22 protein-coding genes are annotated in these 18,290 nt (G+C 64.1%); 16 read left to right on the forward strand and 6 right to left on the reverse strand.

Translation table 11 applies throughout. The annotated features are described in order from the left end of the window. Window positions 1-2: 2 nt before the first annotated feature. The 5 genes from AC50YA_RS16310 to AC50YA_RS16330 all read left to right on the forward strand — a co-directional run bounded on the left by AC50YA_RS16310 (window position 3) and on the right by AC50YA_RS16330 (window position 3,437). Complete coding sequence (locus tag AC50YA_RS16310; protein ID WP_494983279.1) at window positions 3-620, forward strand: rhodanese-like domain-containing protein; 618 nt, start codon at window positions 3-5, stop codon at window positions 618-620. After that, window positions 617-1,375, forward strand: coding sequence for a sulfite exporter TauE/SafE family protein (locus AC50YA_RS16315; RefSeq protein WP_494983280.1), 759 nt, complete (start codon window positions 617-619; stop codon window positions 1,373-1,375). Before AC50YA_RS16310 ends, AC50YA_RS16315 begins: the two co-directional genes overlap by 4 nt. 42 nt (window positions 1,376-1,417) lie before the next feature. Further along, complete coding sequence (locus tag AC50YA_RS16320) at window positions 1,418-1,759, forward strand: rhodanese-like domain-containing protein (protein ID WP_494983356.1); 342 nt, start codon at window positions 1,418-1,420, stop codon at window positions 1,757-1,759. A 33-nt stretch (window positions 1,760-1,792) separates the two neighbouring features. Beyond that, entirely contained in the window at window positions 1,793-1,915 is a 123-nt protein-coding gene (locus tag AC50YA_RS16325) for a hypothetical protein (RefSeq protein ID WP_494983281.1), read from the forward strand. A 112-nt stretch (window positions 1,916-2,027) separates the two neighbouring features. Then, the gene (locus AC50YA_RS16330) at window positions 2,028-3,437 is read left to right on the forward strand and encodes an MBL fold metallo-hydrolase (protein WP_494983282.1); all 1,410 of its coding nucleotides are present in this window, start codon (window positions 2,028-2,030) and stop codon (window positions 3,435-3,437) included. A 169-nt stretch (window positions 3,438-3,606) separates the two neighbouring features. Here AC50YA_RS16330 and AC50YA_RS16335 read toward each other — a convergent pair whose 3' ends face one another. The 4 genes from AC50YA_RS16335 to AC50YA_RS16350 all read right to left on the reverse strand — a co-directional run bounded on the left by AC50YA_RS16335 (window position 3,607) and on the right by AC50YA_RS16350 (window position 6,310). Continuing rightward, window positions 3,607-3,963, reverse strand: coding sequence for a type IV toxin-antitoxin system AbiEi family antitoxin domain-containing protein (locus AC50YA_RS16335; protein WP_494983283.1), 357 nt, complete (start codon window positions 3,961-3,963; stop codon window positions 3,607-3,609). A 242-nt stretch (window positions 3,964-4,205) separates the two neighbouring features. Continuing rightward, on the reverse strand, window positions 4,206-5,057 hold the full coding sequence (locus AC50YA_RS16340) for a Fic family protein (protein WP_494983284.1): 852 nt from the start codon (window positions 5,055-5,057) through the stop codon (window positions 4,206-4,208). Next, window positions 5,050-5,781, reverse strand: a complete 732-nt coding sequence (locus AC50YA_RS16345; protein WP_494983285.1) for a helix-turn-helix domain-containing protein — start codon at window positions 5,779-5,781, stop codon at window positions 5,050-5,052. Before AC50YA_RS16345 ends, AC50YA_RS16340 begins: the two co-directional genes overlap by 8 nt. Before the next feature lie 127 nt (window positions 5,782-5,908). Beyond that, window positions 5,909-6,310: a VOC family protein gene (locus tag AC50YA_RS16350; protein WP_494983286.1), complete on the reverse strand. Its 402-nt coding sequence runs from the start codon at window positions 6,308-6,310 to the stop codon at window positions 5,909-5,911. 399 nt (window positions 6,311-6,709) lie between these two features. On the opposite strand from AC50YA_RS16350, the gene AC50YA_RS16355 reads away from it, so the two are divergent. From AC50YA_RS16355 to AC50YA_RS16365, 3 genes are read left to right on the forward strand one after another with little or no spacing between them, the layout of a single operon-like run. After that, window positions 6,710-7,324 (forward strand): helix-turn-helix domain-containing protein, encoded by a 615-nt coding sequence (locus AC50YA_RS16355; RefSeq protein ID WP_494983287.1) that lies wholly within the window; start codon window positions 6,710-6,712, stop codon window positions 7,322-7,324. Between the two features lie 13 nt (window positions 7,325-7,337). Then, window positions 7,338-7,727 carry a PIN domain-containing protein gene (locus AC50YA_RS16360; protein ID WP_494983288.1) on the forward strand — a complete coding sequence of 130 codons (390 nt, stop codon included), beginning with the start codon at window positions 7,338-7,340 and terminating at the stop codon, window positions 7,725-7,727. 5 nt (window positions 7,728-7,732) lie between these two features. Next, window positions 7,733-7,915 (forward strand): hypothetical protein, encoded by a 183-nt coding sequence (locus AC50YA_RS16365; RefSeq protein ID WP_494983289.1) that lies wholly within the window; start codon window positions 7,733-7,735, stop codon window positions 7,913-7,915. Window positions 7,916-8,012: 97 nt separating this feature from the next. On the opposite strand, the gene AC50YA_RS16370 is transcribed toward AC50YA_RS16365, so the two are convergent. Continuing rightward, on the reverse strand, window positions 8,013-8,438 hold the full coding sequence (locus AC50YA_RS16370) for a helix-turn-helix transcriptional regulator (RefSeq protein ID WP_494983290.1): 426 nt from the start codon (window positions 8,436-8,438) through the stop codon (window positions 8,013-8,015). Between the two features lie 218 nt (window positions 8,439-8,656). Here AC50YA_RS16370 and AC50YA_RS16375 point away from each other — a divergent pair, with 218 nt between their 5' ends. The 8 genes from AC50YA_RS16375 to AC50YA_RS16410 all read left to right on the forward strand — a co-directional run bounded on the left by AC50YA_RS16375 (window position 8,657) and on the right by AC50YA_RS16410 (window position 16,875). Further along, window positions 8,657-8,860: a helix-turn-helix transcriptional regulator gene (locus AC50YA_RS16375; RefSeq protein WP_252598615.1), complete on the forward strand. Its 204-nt coding sequence runs from the start codon at window positions 8,657-8,659 to the stop codon at window positions 8,858-8,860. Further along, complete coding sequence (locus AC50YA_RS16380) at window positions 8,853-10,043, forward strand: type II toxin-antitoxin system HipA family toxin (protein ID WP_494983291.1); 1,191 nt, start codon at window positions 8,853-8,855, stop codon at window positions 10,041-10,043. The genes AC50YA_RS16375 and AC50YA_RS16380 overlap by 8 nt, the downstream gene beginning before the upstream one ends. Before the next feature lie 246 nt (window positions 10,044-10,289). Next, window positions 10,290-10,736 (forward strand): helix-turn-helix domain-containing protein, encoded by a 447-nt coding sequence (locus AC50YA_RS16385; protein WP_494983292.1) that lies wholly within the window; start codon window positions 10,290-10,292, stop codon window positions 10,734-10,736. After that, on the forward strand, window positions 10,733-11,173 hold the full coding sequence (locus AC50YA_RS16390) for a HepT-like ribonuclease domain-containing protein (RefSeq protein ID WP_494983293.1): 441 nt from the start codon (window positions 10,733-10,735) through the stop codon (window positions 11,171-11,173). Before AC50YA_RS16385 ends, AC50YA_RS16390 begins: the two co-directional genes overlap by 4 nt. A gap of 128 nt (window positions 11,174-11,301) precedes the next feature. Continuing rightward, a complete protein-coding gene (locus AC50YA_RS16395) occupies window positions 11,302-13,848 on the forward strand; it encodes an AMP-binding protein (protein WP_494983294.1) in 2,547 nt (848 codons plus the stop codon). Window positions 13,849-14,147: 299 nt separating this feature from the next. Further along, complete coding sequence (locus tag AC50YA_RS16400; RefSeq protein ID WP_494983295.1) at window positions 14,148-14,375, forward strand: hypothetical protein; 228 nt, start codon at window positions 14,148-14,150, stop codon at window positions 14,373-14,375. A 1,184-nt stretch (window positions 14,376-15,559) separates the two neighbouring features. Beyond that, the gene (locus AC50YA_RS16405) at window positions 15,560-16,702 is read left to right on the forward strand and encodes a glycosyltransferase family 2 protein (protein WP_494983296.1); all 1,143 of its coding nucleotides are present in this window, start codon (window positions 15,560-15,562) and stop codon (window positions 16,700-16,702) included. Between the two features lie 11 nt (window positions 16,703-16,713). After that, window positions 16,714-16,875 (forward strand): LPXTG cell wall anchor domain-containing protein, encoded by a 162-nt coding sequence (locus tag AC50YA_RS16410; RefSeq protein WP_494983297.1) that lies wholly within the window; start codon window positions 16,714-16,716, stop codon window positions 16,873-16,875. Window positions 16,876-16,947: 72 nt separating this feature from the next. On the opposite strand, the gene AC50YA_RS16415 is transcribed toward AC50YA_RS16410, so the two are convergent. After that, window positions 16,948-18,186 (reverse strand): glycosyl hydrolase, encoded by a 1,239-nt coding sequence (locus AC50YA_RS16415; RefSeq protein WP_494983298.1) that lies wholly within the window; start codon window positions 18,184-18,186, stop codon window positions 16,948-16,950. Window positions 18,187-18,290: the final 104 nt, after the last annotated feature.

The following is an 18,290-nucleotide window of genomic DNA, read 5'->3' on the forward strand; positions in this document are numbered from 1 at the left end:
CCATGACTTCCCTTTCCCCATCCACCGCCATTACCGCCCTGGCGCCGGAGACCTTGCGCAGCTGGGTCGCCGAGCATCAGGGCCTTGTGGTCATCGACGTGCGTTCTGCCGCTGAGTTCGAGTCGATGCACATCCGGGGCTCCTATAACGTCCCGCTGCCGTTGCTTTCCGAACACACCGACGAACTGGCCGCCCGCCTGGGCAGCCGGGTTGTCCTCGTCTGTCAGTCCGGAGCCCGCGCCGAGCAGGCGCGTCAGCGCCTCGCCGGTTCCGGCATCGATACGGCCTACGTCCTGACCGGTGGCGTCCCCGGCTTCGCAGCGAGTGGTGGCGACGTGGTCAAGGGCAAGGACCGTTGGGACCTGGAGCGGCAGGTCCGCCTCGCCGCCGGGTCCCTGGTGGTTCTGGGCCTGGCAGGCGGTAAGTTCGTTTCCCCTAAGATTCGGACGCTTGCCGGCGTCATCGGGGCAGGCCTGACCTTCTCCGCGGCCACCAACACCTGTGCCATGGGCCAGGCCATCTCGGCGATGCCGTGGAACAGGGCAGCCAAGGAACCCACCCGCGAAAGCGCCATCCTGCAGCTCCCGGTGGCCGAAGCCAAGGAGGCCCCGGCAGCATGATCGCGGCTCTGTCACTGGGGCTCTTCGTCGGGATCGTTCTCGGTGTAGTCGGTGGCGGCGGCTCGATCATCGCCGTCCCGGCCCTGGTCTACGGCGTGGGCATGAGCCCGGCGGAGGCCATCCCCACCTCCCTTCTGGTGGTGGGCATCTCCTCCCTGGCAGCGCTGATCCCTCGGCTGCGCGAAGGCATCAACTGGCCTGTGGTCCTAATTGTCGGCGCCGCGGGAATCCCCGCCGCGTGGGGCGGGACTGCCGTGGGCCGCCTCCTGGATCCAAACATCCTGATGCTCGCCTTCGCTGTCATCATGATGATCGCGGGGATCCGGATGCTCATGCGGACCACAGAAACGGAGGGTTCGTGCAGCACTGGGCCCAACCGCGCCTTCCGCTCCTGCGCCCCCAAGGCAGTGGGGGTCGGGGTCCTCGTAGGCTTCCTCACGGGGTTGCTCGGTGTGGGCGGGGGTTTCCTGCTCACCCCGGCTCTCACACTGTTCCTGGGCCTGCGCGTGAAACAGGCCGTTGGTTCATCTCTGGCCATCATTGTGATCAATTCGGCGGCGGGCTTCGGTGCCCACGCCGCGGGATTTACCCTCGACTGGCCCAGCGTCCTGTCCTTCGCGATCCCGGCGATCCTCGGATCCCTTCTTGCCGCCCGCCTCGCCCGCCACCTTAAGGACAAGCACATCCGCATCTCGTTCGCCGTGCTCATTTTTGCCGTCGCAGCCTGGGTCACTGCGGGCACGGTTATCGCCTGAAAACCACCCCTCGTGCCGAAACAAAACATAACGGAGAACATCATGGGCTTCATCAACTCCCTGAAGAAGGCATTCAGCAAGCCGTACAAGACGGTATCCGTCGCTGAGGCGAAGGAACTCCTGGCCTCGGGCGCCGCCTTGATCGACGTTCGCACCGTCCAGGAATGGCGCTCCGGACGGGCCCCGCAGGCCAGGCATGTCCCGCTGGACAGGCTCCAGACCAGCACGACCGGAATCCAGAAGACCCGGCCCGTGATCGCCATGTGCCAGTCCGGGATCCGATCCGCTTCCGCCGCCAGCCTGCTTGCTGAAAAGGGCTATGAGGCATATTCCCTGCGCGGCGGCATGGGCGCCTGGCGCCAGGCCGGCGAACCCGTCCGCTAAGGACAACAGCCGCACTATCCGAAGGAGAAACCCATGGCTGAAATCACCGTCAACGGAACCGGGCAGCGCCGCTCCACGGCCCGCATCCGCGATGTCCGCGAGGACCTCGAAGTCATGGACAAGCTCCGGGCCGACTCCGCGCAGCCGCATCCCTAGCACCCCCAACGAAAAACAGCTGGCACACCCAGCATTTTCTAGATACCCCCCAGAGTATTAGAAATTGACGCAGGAACAAGACCAAAACGTCCTCCCATGAAGGAGAGCACCAATGCTTATCGAGCGCATTTACGACGAAGACCTCGCCCAGGCAAGCTACCTGGTCGGCTGCCAGGCCAACGGAACCGCACTGGTCGTTGACGGCCGCCGGGACATCGCGGTTTATCAGGATCTGGCCAAGAAGAACGGCATGAAGATCGTGGCAGTCACCGAAACCCACATCCACGCCGACTACCTCTCCGGCACCCGAGAACTCGCGGCCGCCTCGGGCGCGAAGATCTATGTCTCCGGCGAAGGCGGCCCGGACTGGCAGTACGAATTCGACGGCGAACGCCTCTACGATGGCGACACCATCACCATTGGCAACATCAGCATCCAAGCCGTACATACCCCGGGCCACACCCCCGAGCACCTGTCGTTCCTGGTGACCGACGGCGCATTCGCTGACACCCCGGGATACCTGCTCTCCGGTGATTTCGTCTTCTCCGGTGACCTGGGCCGCCCCGATCTGCTCGACGAGGCTGCCGGCGGCGTGGACACCCGCTTCGCCGGGGCCAAGCAGCTCTTCACCAGCCTGCGGGACAAGTTCTTGACCCTGCCGGACCACGTCCAGGTCCACCCCGGCCACGGCGCCGGCAGCGCCTGCGGCAAGGCCCTGGGCGCCATCCCCTCCTCCACCGTCGGCTACGAGCGGCTCTACTCCTGGTGGGGCCCCTACCTCGCCGCCAAGGACGAGCGGGGCTTCATTAACGAACTCCTCGACGGCCAGCCCGACGCGCACGCTTACTTCGGCCGGATGAAGCGCGAAAACCGGCAGGGCCCTGCCGTCATGGGCGAACGCTCCCGGCTCCAGGAACTCGACACCGCCGGCGTCGCCGTGGACCTCGCCCAGGACAACGTCACCTTCATCGACACCCGCTCGAACAGCGAAGTCCATGAGTGCACCGTCACCCGCTCACTGAGCGTCCCGGCCGGCAAGTCCGTGGCCAGCTACGGCGCCTGGGTGGTCAATCCGGAAACTGACAAGGACCCGTTGGTACTGCTGGCCTCCGACCAGGAAGCCGCACAGGACATGTGGGACCACCTGGTCCGCGTCGGCATCGACAACGTTGCCGGCTACGTCACCAGCGTCCAGGGACTCCCCACGTTCACCCCCAAGCTGATCCAGCCCGCAGACCTCGCCGACTTCGATGCGGCAATGGTCCTGGACGTCCGCAACCGCACCGAGCACACCGCCGGGCACATCCCCGGATCCCACCAGCTCAGCGGCGGCCGCCTCATGTGGCACCTCGATTTGCTCCCGGCCGAAGGCACCATCGTGACCTACTGCCAGAGCGGCGTCCGGAACTCCGTCGCGGCCAGCGCCCTACGCCGCGCCGGCTACGACGTCGTCGAACTCGACGGCAGCTACGCAGCCTGGACCGCTTGGCAGCAGGCCCGCGACGCCGTGTCCACCAACTAAACAAAAAGCAGCACAAACCGCGAAATGAAGCCAAGGCGGCGGCACGGAAGACCCGGCCGCCGCCACAGCGGCACGGGGCCCTGACCTGGTCTGCCACCGTGATGATGAAAATGGACCTCGTCGGCCCCGGAGGCATGTTCGTCCAGGCAACAGCGCTGGCAATGGTCGACTACCCGCCCGGCGTTCTCCGTCTGAACGCGTCGGCGTGGCGCTGCGCATATCCCTTGGCGCTACCTGAATATCGGTGGCGCCAGGGAATATTCAGGCCGATGGTGGGAATTCCCCACACGCTGGCGGCGGAGTGCCTGGCGAAGACCGTGGGTTTCTCGAACGTTTCCGCAGCTGCCTGGACGCGGAGGCGATATTGCTCCCACGGCTTCAGTCCCTTCCAGACCTGCCCGTCCGTGTAGACGCCGTGCCGGACGCGGACCAGGGAACCGGCCTTTACGCGCCTGGCAAGGTCATTCGGGGTCAGCCTGTGAAGGACGGGGTCGCGGGCCAAGAGAAGCGGTGGAAGGTCGGTCATATAGCGAAGATGCCAGCTGCGCGCCTTCGGCGGGAGGGGTAGGTGCCGCTATGTGGAGAAGTCCTGGCGACGCGCTTGTTCGTTTCCGACCCACACCTACCCTGGCGCACCCGGAATATGGACTGCGTAGAGGAATGCCCGCGTCGAAAACGAATTTGCGCGTCACAGGCCAGGGGAGGAACGTTCGACGGCGGCAGGCGGCCCGGGTGCCGACGGCGCCCTCCCGGTGATTGAGCCGGCGCCTAGCCTTCAGGCCGGCAGTCGAGGATGAACTCCATGAGCGGCGTTGCGTCCGCGTCCGCGTAGAGCGTCACCAGGCTCTGATTGAACTCAAGTCGGCGGCTAAACGGAATGGAGATCGCGTCGTGCCCGGAGCTCAGCAGGACACCATTCATCATCAGCCGTGAGGTGCGCTTGTTGCCGTCGAAATAGAACTGGTGCCGGGTCCCGAGGCAGAAGTAGGCGACAGCCCGTTCCATCGGATTCTTCACCCCGGAAAGGAACGCCAGTCCGCGGGTGTATTCGGCCCGCAGCTCCTCCCCGCCATCTTCGCAGCCGGTGGCTTTGAAAGTGCCGGCTTCACCCAGGTTGAGCCTTCCGCCGCCCCGCACAGAACCCTCGCCACGGAAGTGCCCTGCCTCTATGGCCTCATGGGGTGCCACTATTCCGTGAAGTCGGTCTGATAAAGGCTTGGAAAGTGCGAAGGTCCCGTCCCGAACAAGGCCGTGGAGCAGGCGGGTGGACTCGGCCAAGGCCAGGACCTGTTTCTCATCGTCGAGCCGGTGTCCGCCGACCGTGACACCTTCCAGGAGTGTTTGGACTTCCGGGAGGGTGTAGGGGTTGCCTTCCAGGGCGGCAGCGTCCCACACATGGCCAGCCAACTGCGCCTCGAAGCGGGCGAGGGCGCGCGGCACCTCCATGCCGGGCATTTCGTCCCAGGGTATGCCAGATGAGTCCCAGGAAAAGCCAAGCTCGTCCGTCTGGTCCTTCGCTGCCGACTTGAGCATGCCAGGGGACGGTTGCGGGCCGCGTGGACGTGGCGGCCGCTTCTTGTACTGGTTGGAGCCGACGCCCCATCGTGCCTGCTCAGTCATGGTGCGCCCAGTCTTTCGTGAGTTCCTCGGCAAGGTCATACGTGGCCGGCATCCCGTAGCAGTCGAGGATGATTTGGATCGGGTCTGCCCAGACGATCCCTTCGTCGTTCCATGCGCCGCCTTCACTGGTGCCGTCGAGGGGGAGCAGGAGAACCTCCACCGCGGCCGAACCGGGGCGGGTGATGATGGACGCGACCCTGGCGGGATTCTCGACGTAAAGGATGATGGGCCCTCGCGTCCCTTCTGCCCCTATCCGTGCCGCGGCTGGTGCGCCGCTGGCGGCCCAACCCTTTCTCGTGGCGGCCACGGCCGAGCAGATGCGCAGGAAGTTCCAGTCGCTGGTGATCTCTACGGCGCCTGGGCGCAGGGGCGGGGGAGCGGCCGCACCTGCCTCTCTGGCGAGTGACCTGGGGCGAGGGGTTCCGTCAGGGCTGGCCCAGCGCATGAGTGTCTGGATCATCACCTCATCCGCAGGCGGATGGGAGGTGCCGTCTTCAAGGATCGTGCGGGCTGCATGAAGCGCGCGTACATCGCAGAGCGGCTCAGTCCGGGACGGAAGCTGCAGGCCGGCGGCGGCCAGGATTCGTGTCGCCATGCCGAGGGTCGGGTCGATGTCCCCCTTCTCAACCCGTGTGACGGTGGAGGCCGACACGCCGGCTCGTCTGGCCAACTCGCGGCGGGAGAACCGGGAGTCGCGGATCGCAACCTGGACCACATTTTGCATATAAGCAATTCTATGATTCAAATTGCTTATATGCAAAATCTACGCGGACGCTGCGTATGAGCAACAGCCGGTGATTGAACCTGTCGAGACCCAGGGATTTCGACAAGATCAATCACCAGACTGAATGTCAGCCCTGGTTGATGCGGATCATGTTGCCGGACGGGTCGCGGAAAGCGCAGTCGCGTGGGCCCCAGGGCTGGACGATGGGTTCCTGGAGGACCTCGGCGCCGGACGCCCGGAGGGTTTCGAACGTGGCGTCAAGATCGTCCGTGTTGAAGACGAGCATGGGCATAACGCCCTTGGTGAGCAGCTCCTGGATGGCATCCCCGTCGGCCTGCGAGCGGCCGGCGTGCGGCGGGGACAGGACAATCTCAAGTTCGGGCTGTGCGGCGCTGCCGAGGGTGACCCAGCGCTGTCCGTCCGAGCCGACATCGTTCCGGACCTCCAAGCCCAGGGCGTCGCGGTAGAACGCGAGGGACTCGTCGAGATCGTTGACGGTGACGTGTGCGTACTTCAATGAAATGTTCATGTCTCCCACGCTAGGGGAGTGGCAGCGGCGAGGCTTCTTCAATCCTGCTCGGTTGGCGCACGGGCGGGGTACACCTCGATCCCCGGTGTTTGAGCAATCTCTGCCCGGTGATTGAGCTTGTCGAAATCTTGACGCTCCAGCCCAGTTGCTCGCCAAAAATCCAACACAAGTCCGCGGACACGCCTTGCCGTGCGTGTCCTGGGCGGAGGAAGTGGGGAGGAACGTCCGACGGCGGCTGGTGCCGCGGGCGCCGGCATCGGGTGGCTGCCCTGCCGCCAACGATGGCTGGCACTTATCTGCTGTCCGCGGCTAGGAAGAAGCCTCTTCAATCCTGCTCGGTTTGCGCGCGGGCCGGGTGTGCTGCCGGGCGATGCAGGTGGGCATCGCGCGAGTCCGGGAGTGGACTCCAAAGGTGTCTGGAGCTATTATCAAAAAACGAACAAAACGAATAATTCGAAAGAAACAACGAACCCAGAAGCGAGAACCACCATGGGAACGAGCGCTGCTACCAAGGAAACTTTCTTCGCGCCGGAAGCACCCGAGACGGGGAAAATCTACAACTTCATCGAGGCTCATGCCGAAAAAACCGGTTCCGAGCCTTACCCGCAGTTCTTTTTGTCTGGTGCCGAGGCCGGCGATCAGGTTGAGATCCCGCATGAAATCTATGCGGTGTTAGTGAAGGCTGTGGACGCCATGCGGCAAGGCCTGGCTGTCACAATTACCCCGCGTTCCCTCACGTTGACGACGCAGCAAGCTGCTGAGCTCTTGGGCGTCACTCGCCCCACGGTGGTGAGGCTCCTCGACGGAGGTAAGATCCCATTCGAAAAGCCAGGAACCCACCGACGCATCAAGCTCGAGGACCTTCTGACCTTTAAGGACGCGCGGAAGGCTGCACAATACGAAGCTCTCGCGTCCATGGGCGCACCTGATGATGAAGACCCGGGAATCGCTCTCGACACTATGAAAAAGGCCCGCGCGGAGGCTGCGCGCCGTCGGCGGGAGCGCAAGGAATGACAGGATAGGGGTCATGTTCACTGCGCTCCTGGACAGCTGCGTGCTTTGGCCGAGCACGCAACGAGATTTCCTCTTGTCCCTGGCTTTCGAAGGCTCTTATCGATTCGTTTTTAGCGAGGCCATCCTCGCGGAAGTCGAAGTCAACGAGGAGCTCAAGAGGGTCAAGCGTGGTGACAGCCAACACCTGGCTCAGGACAAGGCCCGCCATCTGGCTGAACAGATGCGACGAAGTTTTGCGGATTCTATCGTCATGGATTGGGAAGGCCTCGAGGGGACGTACGGTCTGCCCGACCCGAATGACGAACATGTGCTGGCCGCCGCGGTAGTAGGCGGCGCCGGATGTATCGTCACGGAGAATTTCCGTGACTTTCCGCCAAGTAAGATCCCGATGGCATCCAAATAGTCAGCGTGAAGGATTTCGCCTATGAAACAGTTTCGATGCGGCCGGATTTGGGTTTAGCAGCTGTCCAAGCAATGTCTAACCGATCCGGGCGTGAACATGCCATGCAATCGGCGGAGGCGATCTTGAACACTCTGAATGAGATCTATGGACTGGATGCGGCCACTTCTTTGATCCGCAAACTCCTGTAGGCGGAACTGGCGGGTGTTTGTCGCTCAGCATTAGTTCTCCCGACCTGATCGAAAAATCAGTCGAGTCAGGCTATGGCGAGTCAGACTATGACGGCGGCTAGGAAGAAGCTTCTTCAATCCTGCTCGGTTTGCGGGCGGGCCGGGTGTGCTGCCGGGCGATGCACGTGGGCATCGCCTTCACGGCGTGGTGTTCGCGGGCCCGGTAGGCGCTGGGCGTCATGCCCACGATCTCGGTGAACCGCGAGCTGAAGGACCCCAAGGACGTGGAGCCCACCTCCATGCACGCATCGGTCACGCCGGCACCGGCGCGCAGCAGCGCCATGGCACGTTCGATCCGCCGCGTCATGAGGTAGTTGTACGGCGTCTCACCGTATGCGGCCTTGAACTGGCGGGAGAAGTGCGCCGCTGACATGAGGGCACCGGCGGCCATGGTGGGCACGTCCAGCGGCCGGGCGTACTCGCGGTCGATCAGGTCACGGGCCCGGCGCAAGTGGGCCAGGTTGGCCAGCTCCTGTGGTGTCATGAGGCAATTCTAGTAGCCGCCCCGGTGGTCGATCCCGTCGAGACCCGGCCAGTCGCCCCGGCAGTGGATGATCGGAAATATCCTTCTGATTCGAGCTTTTGCCCGTGATCATCAGGGTCGCAACGCATTTTCTGAAATATGTTGCAGATTTGTAGCCCATAGGGAAAAGTGGGCGGTGAAACCAGAGGAATCAGCAATATATTTCAGAAGGAGCCGCAATGGAGGACGTCGCAGCCATCGGGGCCAGCATTCGGCGCGCCCGAAAAGAGGCTGGTATCACCCAGGGCACGCTGGCCGACCTGATCGGTACGTCCTCCCGGACCGTTCACGCCATCGAAACCGGGACCGGCAATCCATCCCTGGTCACGGTAGCCGCCGCGGCCAACGCTGTGGGGCTGCACCTCAAGGCTACCGATGCCTGAGGACTTGGGGCGACTGAGATTCGTCCGCAGCGCGGATGTGTACAAGGCAGGTGTCCTGGCGGGACATTTGAACCGGACCAGCCGCGGCAGCGTCGTCTTTTCCTACACGCCCGGCTATCTCAGCACAGCCGGCCGCCCTGTCGCGACCACCCTGCCTGTTGTCGCGGAGCCGGTGGAAGCACCCAGTGGCGCGCTGCCGTCCTTCTACTCCGGCCTCTTGCCCGAAGGCCACCGCCTCACGGTCCTGAAGGACGCCGTGAAGACCAGCCTCGGCGATGAGCTCAGCCTTCTGTTGGCCGTCGGGGCCGACGTTCCCGGTGACGTGCAGATCGTACCCGCCGGAGAAGCGCCTGGGGAGCCACTGCCGCTGGCGGACACGTCGCGCCCGGAGGACCTGGACTTTGCTGCCCTCGCCGATGCAGTGGACCCTCACGGGCTACCGGGAGTCCAGGCCAAAGCCAGCGCTTCGATGCTGACGAGGCCGGTCGCGCTGGCTAACCGCCGGTACCTGCTCAAACTGGATCCGCCCCGGCACCCTCATCTGGTCTTAAATGAAGCAGCACACCTCGCCGGGGCCAAGGCGCTGAAAATCCCGGTGGCCAGGCACAGCGTGGTCTTGGACCGGAATGGCCTGCCCGGACTCCTCGTGGAGCGGTTCGACCGCACGCAGGACCACGGGCTGCTGCGCCTGGCCCTGGAGGATGCCGCACAGGTCCTGAATCTCCCCCCGGCGTCAAAATATGGCGTGAGCTCCGAGGAAGTAGTGAAGGCGTTGGCTGGGCTGTGCAAAGCCAAAGCTGTTGCCGTCAGGAATCTCTACCTGCAGTTCGTCTTTGCGTGGCTGACCGGAAACGGTGACCTTCATGCCAAGAACGCGTCGGTCCTGGAGGGCCGGCACGGCGGCTGGGTAGTGGCACCGGTCTACGACATCCCCTGCACGCTGCTCTACGGCGATGACACCATGGCCCTGACCATCTCCGGCCGCGTCAAGGACCTCAAGACCCGGCATTGGCAGGAGTTTGCGGCCAGCATCGGGTTGCCCCCACGCGCGGCCACCGCCGCCGACAAGATCGCGCTGGCGGCAGCCACGGCTATCGATCTGGAAGACCTTCCCTTCACCGGGTCACCTCTGAACGGGGCGCTGCGGGAACTCCGGTTCCGCCGCGCCGAGCTAAGGGGCTGATCGGGGATCCCACATGATCCTCTGCGCGACCCGTCACCACGATCTGCAGGGTGTCCGGATCCAGATCAATTCGAATGAACGCACGACGTCGGTCCCCCGGCTCTGGTGGAGTGGCTTGCCGTATTGCCACGTCCGGATGTGGCCGCCGGACAATTTCGACGCCCTCCGCCGCCTCCGCATATCCCAACGTCGAGTCCCGGGCCGAAATCCCAGCCCAGATTTATATCGCCCCGATATACTTGACGTATGACCAGCGAGATAGCCGAGAAGAGGGTTCGTGCCGGGCTGAGCCAGAAGCGGCTAGCGGAGCTCTCGCACGTCAGCCAGCCAAATCTCTCAGCATATGAATCCGGGAAGCGCATCCCCCGGCCCGAAACCCTTGACCGGATCATGAATGCATTGAGGCGCCGGCCATCAGAGATCCTCGCTGAACACCGCGGCGAGACACTGGAGATCGCCCACAGATACAAAGCACACAACGTCCGGGTTTTTGGATCCTTGGCACGGGGCGAGGACACGCCGGCATCCGACATCGATCTTCTGGTTGACCTCGAACCGGGCGCAACACTTTTCGACCTGTCCGGCTTCCGCCTGGACATGATTGACCTGCTCGGCGTGGAAGTGGACATCGTCCCGTCGGGTTCAGGGGGTCCAATAATGGAGCGCATCTTAAGCGAAGCAGTTCCCCTGTGAGTCGGCACTCCGAAGAGATTCCCGCGGGCGGCCAGTTCTTACCCCGAGAGCAGAAGGATCTCACCTTCTCCCTCGCTACGGCCCCGAAGGGCAGGGTCCTCCAGCTGATCGGCGACATGGAGGAACGGCTGGGCTGGGCACAGCAGATCGTGGACGAAGGTGAGCCTGCCTTCAACGATCCTGACAATTGGCGGTCACGCGAGGCAATGAAGTCCATTTTCATTGACCTGAACACTGCCGCCGACCGGATCCCGGAGGCGGTGCGTGAGCAGTACCCTGCAATACCCTGGCGCCAGATGCGCGGACTCCGGAATGTGCTCTCTCACGACTACGCGGCCATTCGTAACGACATCGTGTGGCAAACGGCAGCGCGCAGCCTGCCGGAACTCAGGAATCAGCTTGCTGACATGCGTGCCGACGTCGAACGCTGGTCCTAAGCGGCCGCATTAGACCAGCGGCTGGAGAAATACGGCACATTTTGGTTTCTTAATTCGCCAGGGCCCGGTGTAATGTTTCGGAGTTAGGCTCCCCTAATCCCTCCGAAGACACCTATGGACCCCACGCTATGAGCACCACCCTTGACCTTCAGCGCCTGTGGTTTGCCGCCAGCCTCGCGAGCAACGGTGACAGGACTGCCGTTGCCACCAGCAATGGCGTCCTGACATATCGGGAGCTGGCTGAGCGTGTTCAGGACCTGGGCCGGCGCCTCGGTACCGAACGTCGTCTGGTTGCCCTGACGGCCGGTAACGACGTCGACTCGCTCGTGGGGTATTTGGCGGCCATGGCCGCCGGCCATCCGCTGATCCTCCTGCCCGCCGATAAACCGGCTGCCCTGGAATCCCTCGTGTCTGCCTATGATCCGGACGTTATCCTTCGTTCCTCAAACGGCCAGACGGTCCTGGAGGAGCGAAGGCCGGGCACCGGACACACTCTGCACCCGGACCTGGCGCTTCTGTTGAGCACCTCCGGTTCCACGGGTTCACCCAAGCTCGTGCGGCTGTCCTACGAAAACCTCCAGGCGAACGCCGAGTCCATCGCGGAATACCTCGGCATCACCGAAGATGACCGCGCGATGACCACGCTGCCCATGTCCTACTGCTACGGGCTGTCAGTGATCAACAGCCACCTGCTCCGTGGTGCCAGCCTGGTCCTGACGGATCTGTCCGTGGTGGACCCCTGTTTCTGGGATCTGTTCCGCAGCGAGGGGGCGACGTCGTTCGCAGCCGTTCCCTACACCTTCGAGTTGCTCGAACGGGTGGGGTTCGCCGGGATGAATCTGCCCACGCTCAGGTATGTAACGCAGGCTGGCGGCAGGCTTGCCCCGGACCTGGTCCGGCGTTACGCCGAACTGGGCGCACGGAGCGGCTGGGATCTCTTTGTGATGTACGGCCAGACGGAGGCCACCGCACGCATGGCATACCTCCCTCCCCGGCTGGCAGGTACGTCGCCAGGCTCCATCGGAATCCCTGTCCCCGGCGGCGCCTTCCGGATAGACCCGGTCCCTGGACTGGAGCATGGGGAACTGGTCTATTCCGGGCCCAACGTGATGCTGGGATACGCCCGGACGCCGGAGGACCTCGGCCTCGGGAGGACGGTGGATGAACTCCGCACCGGAGACCTGGCACGCACGAACGCTGACGGACTGTACGAGGTAGTGGGACGGCGCAGCCGGTTCGTCAAGATCGTCGGCCAGCGCGTCGACCTTGGACAAGTGGAACGGATCCTTGCCGACCTTGGGGTTCAGGCGGCAAGTGCCGGCACGGACCAGGGGCTCGTGGTCGCCGTCGAGGGTGAACACGACCCGGCGCTGTTGGGCAAGCTCCTCGCCCAGGGCATAGGCCTGCCGCGCGCTGCCCTGGAAGTCCACGCGGTGCCGGAGCTCCCGCGTCTGGCGTCCGGCAAGCTGGACTACCCTGCCGTCCTGGCCCTCTCCAAACAGGGCGGTCCCACAGTTCAGGACCCGCCTTCCAGCGCGAAATCCGGAGCTAAGCCGCGGGACAGTGTGGTTCGGATTTTTGAAGACACGCTGGAGCTGACGGACATTTCCGACGCCGACACGTTCGTTTCGCTCGGCGGGGACTCGCTTTCGTATGTGGCGGCGTCCGTGCGGCTTGAGCAGGCACTGGGACATTTGCCCCCGGACTGGCACATCACCCCGGTGGGAGTGCTTGGGGCCGGCCTTAAGCAGCCGCGGTCGCGGAAGCGGCGCCGTCTGTTCGCCCGGCTTGAAACCAGCATCGTGCTGCGGGCGGTCTCCATTTTCCTGATCGTCAGTACCCACGTCGGATTCCTGCACTGGCCCGGTGCCGCCCACGCGCTCATGGCAGTGGCGGGGTTCAACTTTGCCCGGTTCCAGCTGTCCGGGGAACGTATGCCGCGGCTGCGGAAGCAAGTGGCCAGCCTGGCCAGGGTCATCATCCCCAGCGTGGCCTTCATCGGCTTCGCGTACCTGATCACCGACAAATACAGCCTGGCGAATATCGTCCTCCTCAACGCGATTATCGGACCCGAGGAGGTGACCACGCAATGGCATTTCTGGTTCATCGAGGTGCTCGTCTACGTGCTGGTCAGCATGACGGCACTGCTCGCCGTGCCGTGGGTTGACCGGGCCGAAAAGCGCTTCCCGTTCCTCTTTCCGCTGGTGCTGCTCGCCGCCGGGCTGCTCACCCGCTATGAGCTTTTTGAGCCGGGAATTCCGCACACAACGCCCACGCTCTGGCTCTTCGCGCTGGGATGGGCGGTTGCCCGAGCCCGCCACGTCCTTCAGCGATGTGCCCTGAGCGCCGTGGCCGCCTTGACCATCCCGGGGTTCTTCGACAACCCCCTCCGTGAACTGACTGTCCTTGTCGGGATACTCCTGCTCCTGTGGCTGCCCAGCGTTCCCGTCCCGGCCGGGCTCCGGCGCCTCGCGGTTCTGCTGGCGAGCGCGTCCCTGCACATCTATCTGGTGCATTGGCTGGTTTACCCGCTGCTGGTTGAACTCAGCCCCGCCCTCGCTGTCGTGGCCTCACTGGCCGCAGGCTCGGCATACTGGGCACTGTGCGGCCGGGCCCCAGCGGTCATCGCCCGCGCCAAAACCTGGAGATTGAACTTGTCGAAATCCGTCCGGTAATTGAGCCTGCCCCTCTGGAGCCCTATCGGGCTAAGGTGCCGGGCGCTCACTGTAGCCAGGTCAAACTGTTTGTCGCGGACGAGCGGGTCCAATTCCAGGCAGCAGGCTTCCGCGCTCACTCGGCCACAGCGAGCCCCGGAGGCATCTTGTTCTGTCTCAAAGGTGGCTGACGCTTACGTTCAACAAAAGCCTGCGCCTGCAGGTGCGGGACTGGCTATCCAGATCCCGTCACCGTAGCAAGTGTATGGATGGTTTATTAACTTTCAATAAACCGCTGCATCTTCTTGCTATGGACCCTCTTGAGAACCCTTGCCAAGGGTCGGGTCGATGTCGCCCTTCTCAATCCGCGTGACGGAGGATGTCGACACGCCGGCTCGTCTGGCCAGCTCGCCGCCGAAGCAGACCTCCTGGCCGGGCTTGAAGAAGACGAGGCCCGGAACCTCGGCGTCCTGATCAGCCGGCTGGCAATAAACGTCCGCCGAACCCACCCCGGGGCCAGCCCCTGCGAAGCGATGGACAACCTTTGAACCATTAGAGCGAGACCATGATGGCCTCGCGGCCACCCGCCCCACTCCGGTGGTCGAGCTTGTCCCTCCGGTGATTGAGCTTGTCGAAATCTTGACGCTCGTGCCCGGTTTCTCTCCAAAAGACCACCGCAAAACCCGGGACACGCCGGGCTTTGCGTGTCCCGGGCGGAGGAAGTGGGGAGGAGCGTCCGACGGCGGCAGGCACCAGCGGTGATCGGCCGCGCAGGACGCCCGGCATGAGAGCGACCCGTCTGTAAGAATCTCGAAGAAGTTCTTACATTTATCTGCCTAAGTGTTAGAACTCGGCAAGGATTCTCGCATTTGCGGACACAGTACCTGCCGCCCGCTGGTCGTGGGGACGCGCAAACGGCCTGGCGCTACGCAAACGCTCTGGGGACACCCAAATGCGGGTGTCGCCAAACCGTCTGCGCGTCATTGGGGAATATGCGCGTCGTCAGCTCTGGGTTATCTGCCCATCGAGAACGTTTGGGCCGGTCAGCCATGAATGCCAGCACGAGCCACGTTGGGCACGTCCGGAAAGTTTGGCTGCGACGTCATGCCAATTCCACCTACGACTAACGCAGGCGCGTGCCGTATGGGTCCCCTCACGGACATGGACCATCCTGGGACGTCAGCCGGCTTGGTTGTAAGGGCTTTGGCTTCCCCAAGGAGAGGCCTCGCTTGCACATGAGGTTCGGTACAAGGTTCGAGGGACGACGCGGTGTTCGACGACATTCAGAATGATCAAGACGGCGGCAAGAGTCGCAACGGATGCGATGGCTGGAGGATTTGGCGCAACTGCGATGAGTCCCAGACAGATTGCCGCGGAAACCAGTCGCGGTTTGGCGAGGGTGTGAAACATGTGCCAGCGCGTGAACGCGAACGTCGTGAGATACACGGAGGCTCCTGCAAAGAGCATGGTCGCCACGTAGGCGTGAGACCGGAGGCAGCGGGCATCGCGTCATCGACCTGGCCCTGCCGATAGGGTCGGTCGTCCCACCAGACTTCGACATATTCGCCCGCGTCTCGCCGGACACAGTGTTCGCGCCTTTCCTCCGCCTACGATCCACGGGACAGGAATTGAGTCAATCTTGAGGCCCTCCAAGGGCGAAATCTGAGGCTGGCCCCAGAGGATGGATCTGCACGGGCCCGCTGGGGGCCTGCGCATTCGTGGGGGAGGGCCGATGCCTGCACATGTGTCGCTGGCGCCTTCAGCTGATGCGGCGGAACAGGTAGCACGTCCCGCCGCCGCGATTGGCCTGCGCGTTGTCGTGCTCGTGCCCGCGTACAACGAGGCGGGCTCAATCGAGGCGACGCTGGACGGTCTGATGCTCCAGTCCCGTCCCGCTGATCTGATCGTTGTTATCCCCAACGGCTGCACGGATTCAACGGCCCGGGTGGCCCGGAAGTTTCCGGTCACAGTGATGGAGCTGCCCCGGCTGGAGCACCGCAAATCTGAGGCGCTGAACCGTGCCTGGGCGGAGCACGCGTACGACGCCGATGTGGTGATCTGTCTGGACGCTGACACTGTTCTTCCCCCGAACGCGGTTGAGGCGTGGGCGGGGGAGTTCGCCGCTGACGCCGGCGAGCTGGGTGGTTCGTCGTCGAAGTTCACGATGCAGGATCCCGGGTTCCTGAGCCGGCTGCAGAAGGCTGAATTCGCGACCTGGACCGATGTGGCGTTGCGCCGGGGCCGCACCAGTGTGCTGGCGGGAACGGGCTGCGCGATCAACAACAGTGTTCTGCGGCAGATCGCGGCCAGGGATGACCGGGAAGGGCCGTGGGTCTACACCTCGCAGGTGGAGGATTTCGAGTTGACGTACCGGATCCGGGAACTGGGGTACCGCTGCCAGGTATCCCCGGACGTCCGGGCGTACACGGACTCGATGAAGACGGTGAAGGCGTTGTGGGGCCAGCGGATGAAGTGGCAGGTCGGTACTGTGGAGGACCTGCTGGACCTGGGGATCAACCGGCTGACGCTGAGGGACTGGGGGCAGCAGGTCATGGGCCTGCTGGGTGTCTTCCTGAAGCTCCTCTGGATCGCCGTCATCGTCCTGTCGCTGTCGCTGGGCGTGTTCCACGTCGTGCTGTTCTGGTGGCTGGTTCCCATCCTTTTCGTGGCCCTGGACATCAAGCGGGCGCTGCGGATCCCGCACCGCGACTGGAAAGACCTCCTGCTGGCGGCCACGTTCTTCCCACAGGAACTGTTCATGTGGCTGCGGTCCGGGTGGTTCCTGGCCTCCTGGTGCGCGGTTCTGACTACCAAGATCACCCGGCGGCGGGTTGACCGCTGGGAAGCGCAATACACTGCAGAGGAAATTAACTAGACATGTATGGAATGAACGCGACCATCCCGGCGTCCGGGGCGGCACTGGCCGCCACGGGGCTGGCCTATACGGGCCTGGACGTGGGCGCCGCCGTGCTGACCGCGTTGGGCGTGATGCTCATCGGCGTGGCGTTGCTGGCCCTGTTCCGGCGGGAAAGCAAGGTGCGCCCTTAAATGCCCACGCCTGCGGTGCGGCGCGGCTCCGGAATCGGCCATAGGTGTGCCCGCAGGGCACGGGTTTTCAGGTCACGGACTGCGGCGGGCTTGCAGCGCGTTCTTGAACGCGGAGGCGGAGGCGGCGGAGCTGTTGATGCGCCAGTCGGTTTCCTTCTGCATGTGGAACCAGACGAAGCCCATGACATCGGGCTGGGCCGCGAGGTAGGAGACCAGGCCGGTGTTCCAGGCCGCCTTGTCGCCGCCGGCTTCGCTGGAGGACGTCTCGGCGATCAGGATCGGGGTCCCTGGTGCCAGTGCCCGCAGTTGCGCTATTCCGGGGCCGAAGAGGTCCTGCGGCGAGATCCAGGCGCTCCAGGACGCGGAGGTGCCCCAGTTGTACCCGTCCAGGGCCACGACGTCGACGTAACCTGCCCCCGGGTACAGGCCCGCGAGGTCGGTGGAGCCGTAGTAGGGGACGTTGGGGCTCCAGACCCAGGACACGTTGCTGGCACCCGTTGCGGCCACGAGGTCATGCACATGCCGCCAGGCCTGAACGTAGTCGCCGGTCTGGTTGCCGTTCACCCCTTCAGCCCAGGGATACCAGTTGCCGTTCATCTCGTGGGCGAATCGCAGCTGGACCGGCTGCCCCCAGGACGCCAGGGCCTGGCCCCACTGCGTAATGTGGGCGTCAAAATCACCGGCGGTGATCCTGTCCAGGGAGTAGGCGGGCTGTTCCAGGCCACCGCCCCAGGCCCACGGCTCCCACGTGATCAGCGGCACGGCTCCGCGTGCCCGTACGGCGTTCATCTCGGTGATTGGCGGCGGCTGCAGGAAGTCCTCGTAAAAGAGGACGCTGGTCGGGCTCTCACCGGCGAGCCGGGAGACTTCATCCAGTTCCGCGCTGGCCAGCGGCCCGCCTGCCGTTGCCACGCCAAAGTGAAGAGCGGCCGTGCTGACCGGCGGAAGCACCGGGGCCGGGGCGGTCACGGTGAACACTGACGAGGCCTTGATCGAGGCGGTTTTGGCGGTAATCGTCAGCGGTCCGGCGGGTGCTGCCGGAACGGTTATCGAGGTAGCGAACGCGCCGGTTGATGATGTGGTGAGCGGGTACGTGGCGGAGCCCGCGATCACTGTTCCCGTGGTGGAGGCCTTAAAGCCTGCGCCTGTGACTGTGACCGAGGTTCCGGCCGGACCTGTCGCCGGGCTGAGAGTGATACTCGCCGCTGCAGGCGCTGCCTGGGCTGCCGTGGCGGGAACGACAGTCAGCGCCAGCGCCAGTCCAATACCAGCAGAAACGGCAGTGGCGAGAGTCTTCAATGTTCTGAACACGGCGATCGGTCCCCGCAATCGGCTAGGCGGCCGTCAAAGCGGCCGGTCAGAGCGTGCCTGGCGGCACTTCCCTCATCCTAAAGCCCCGATGCGGAGCTGGATCA

This window comes from Pseudarthrobacter sp. RHLT3-21 (assembly GCF_059383495.1).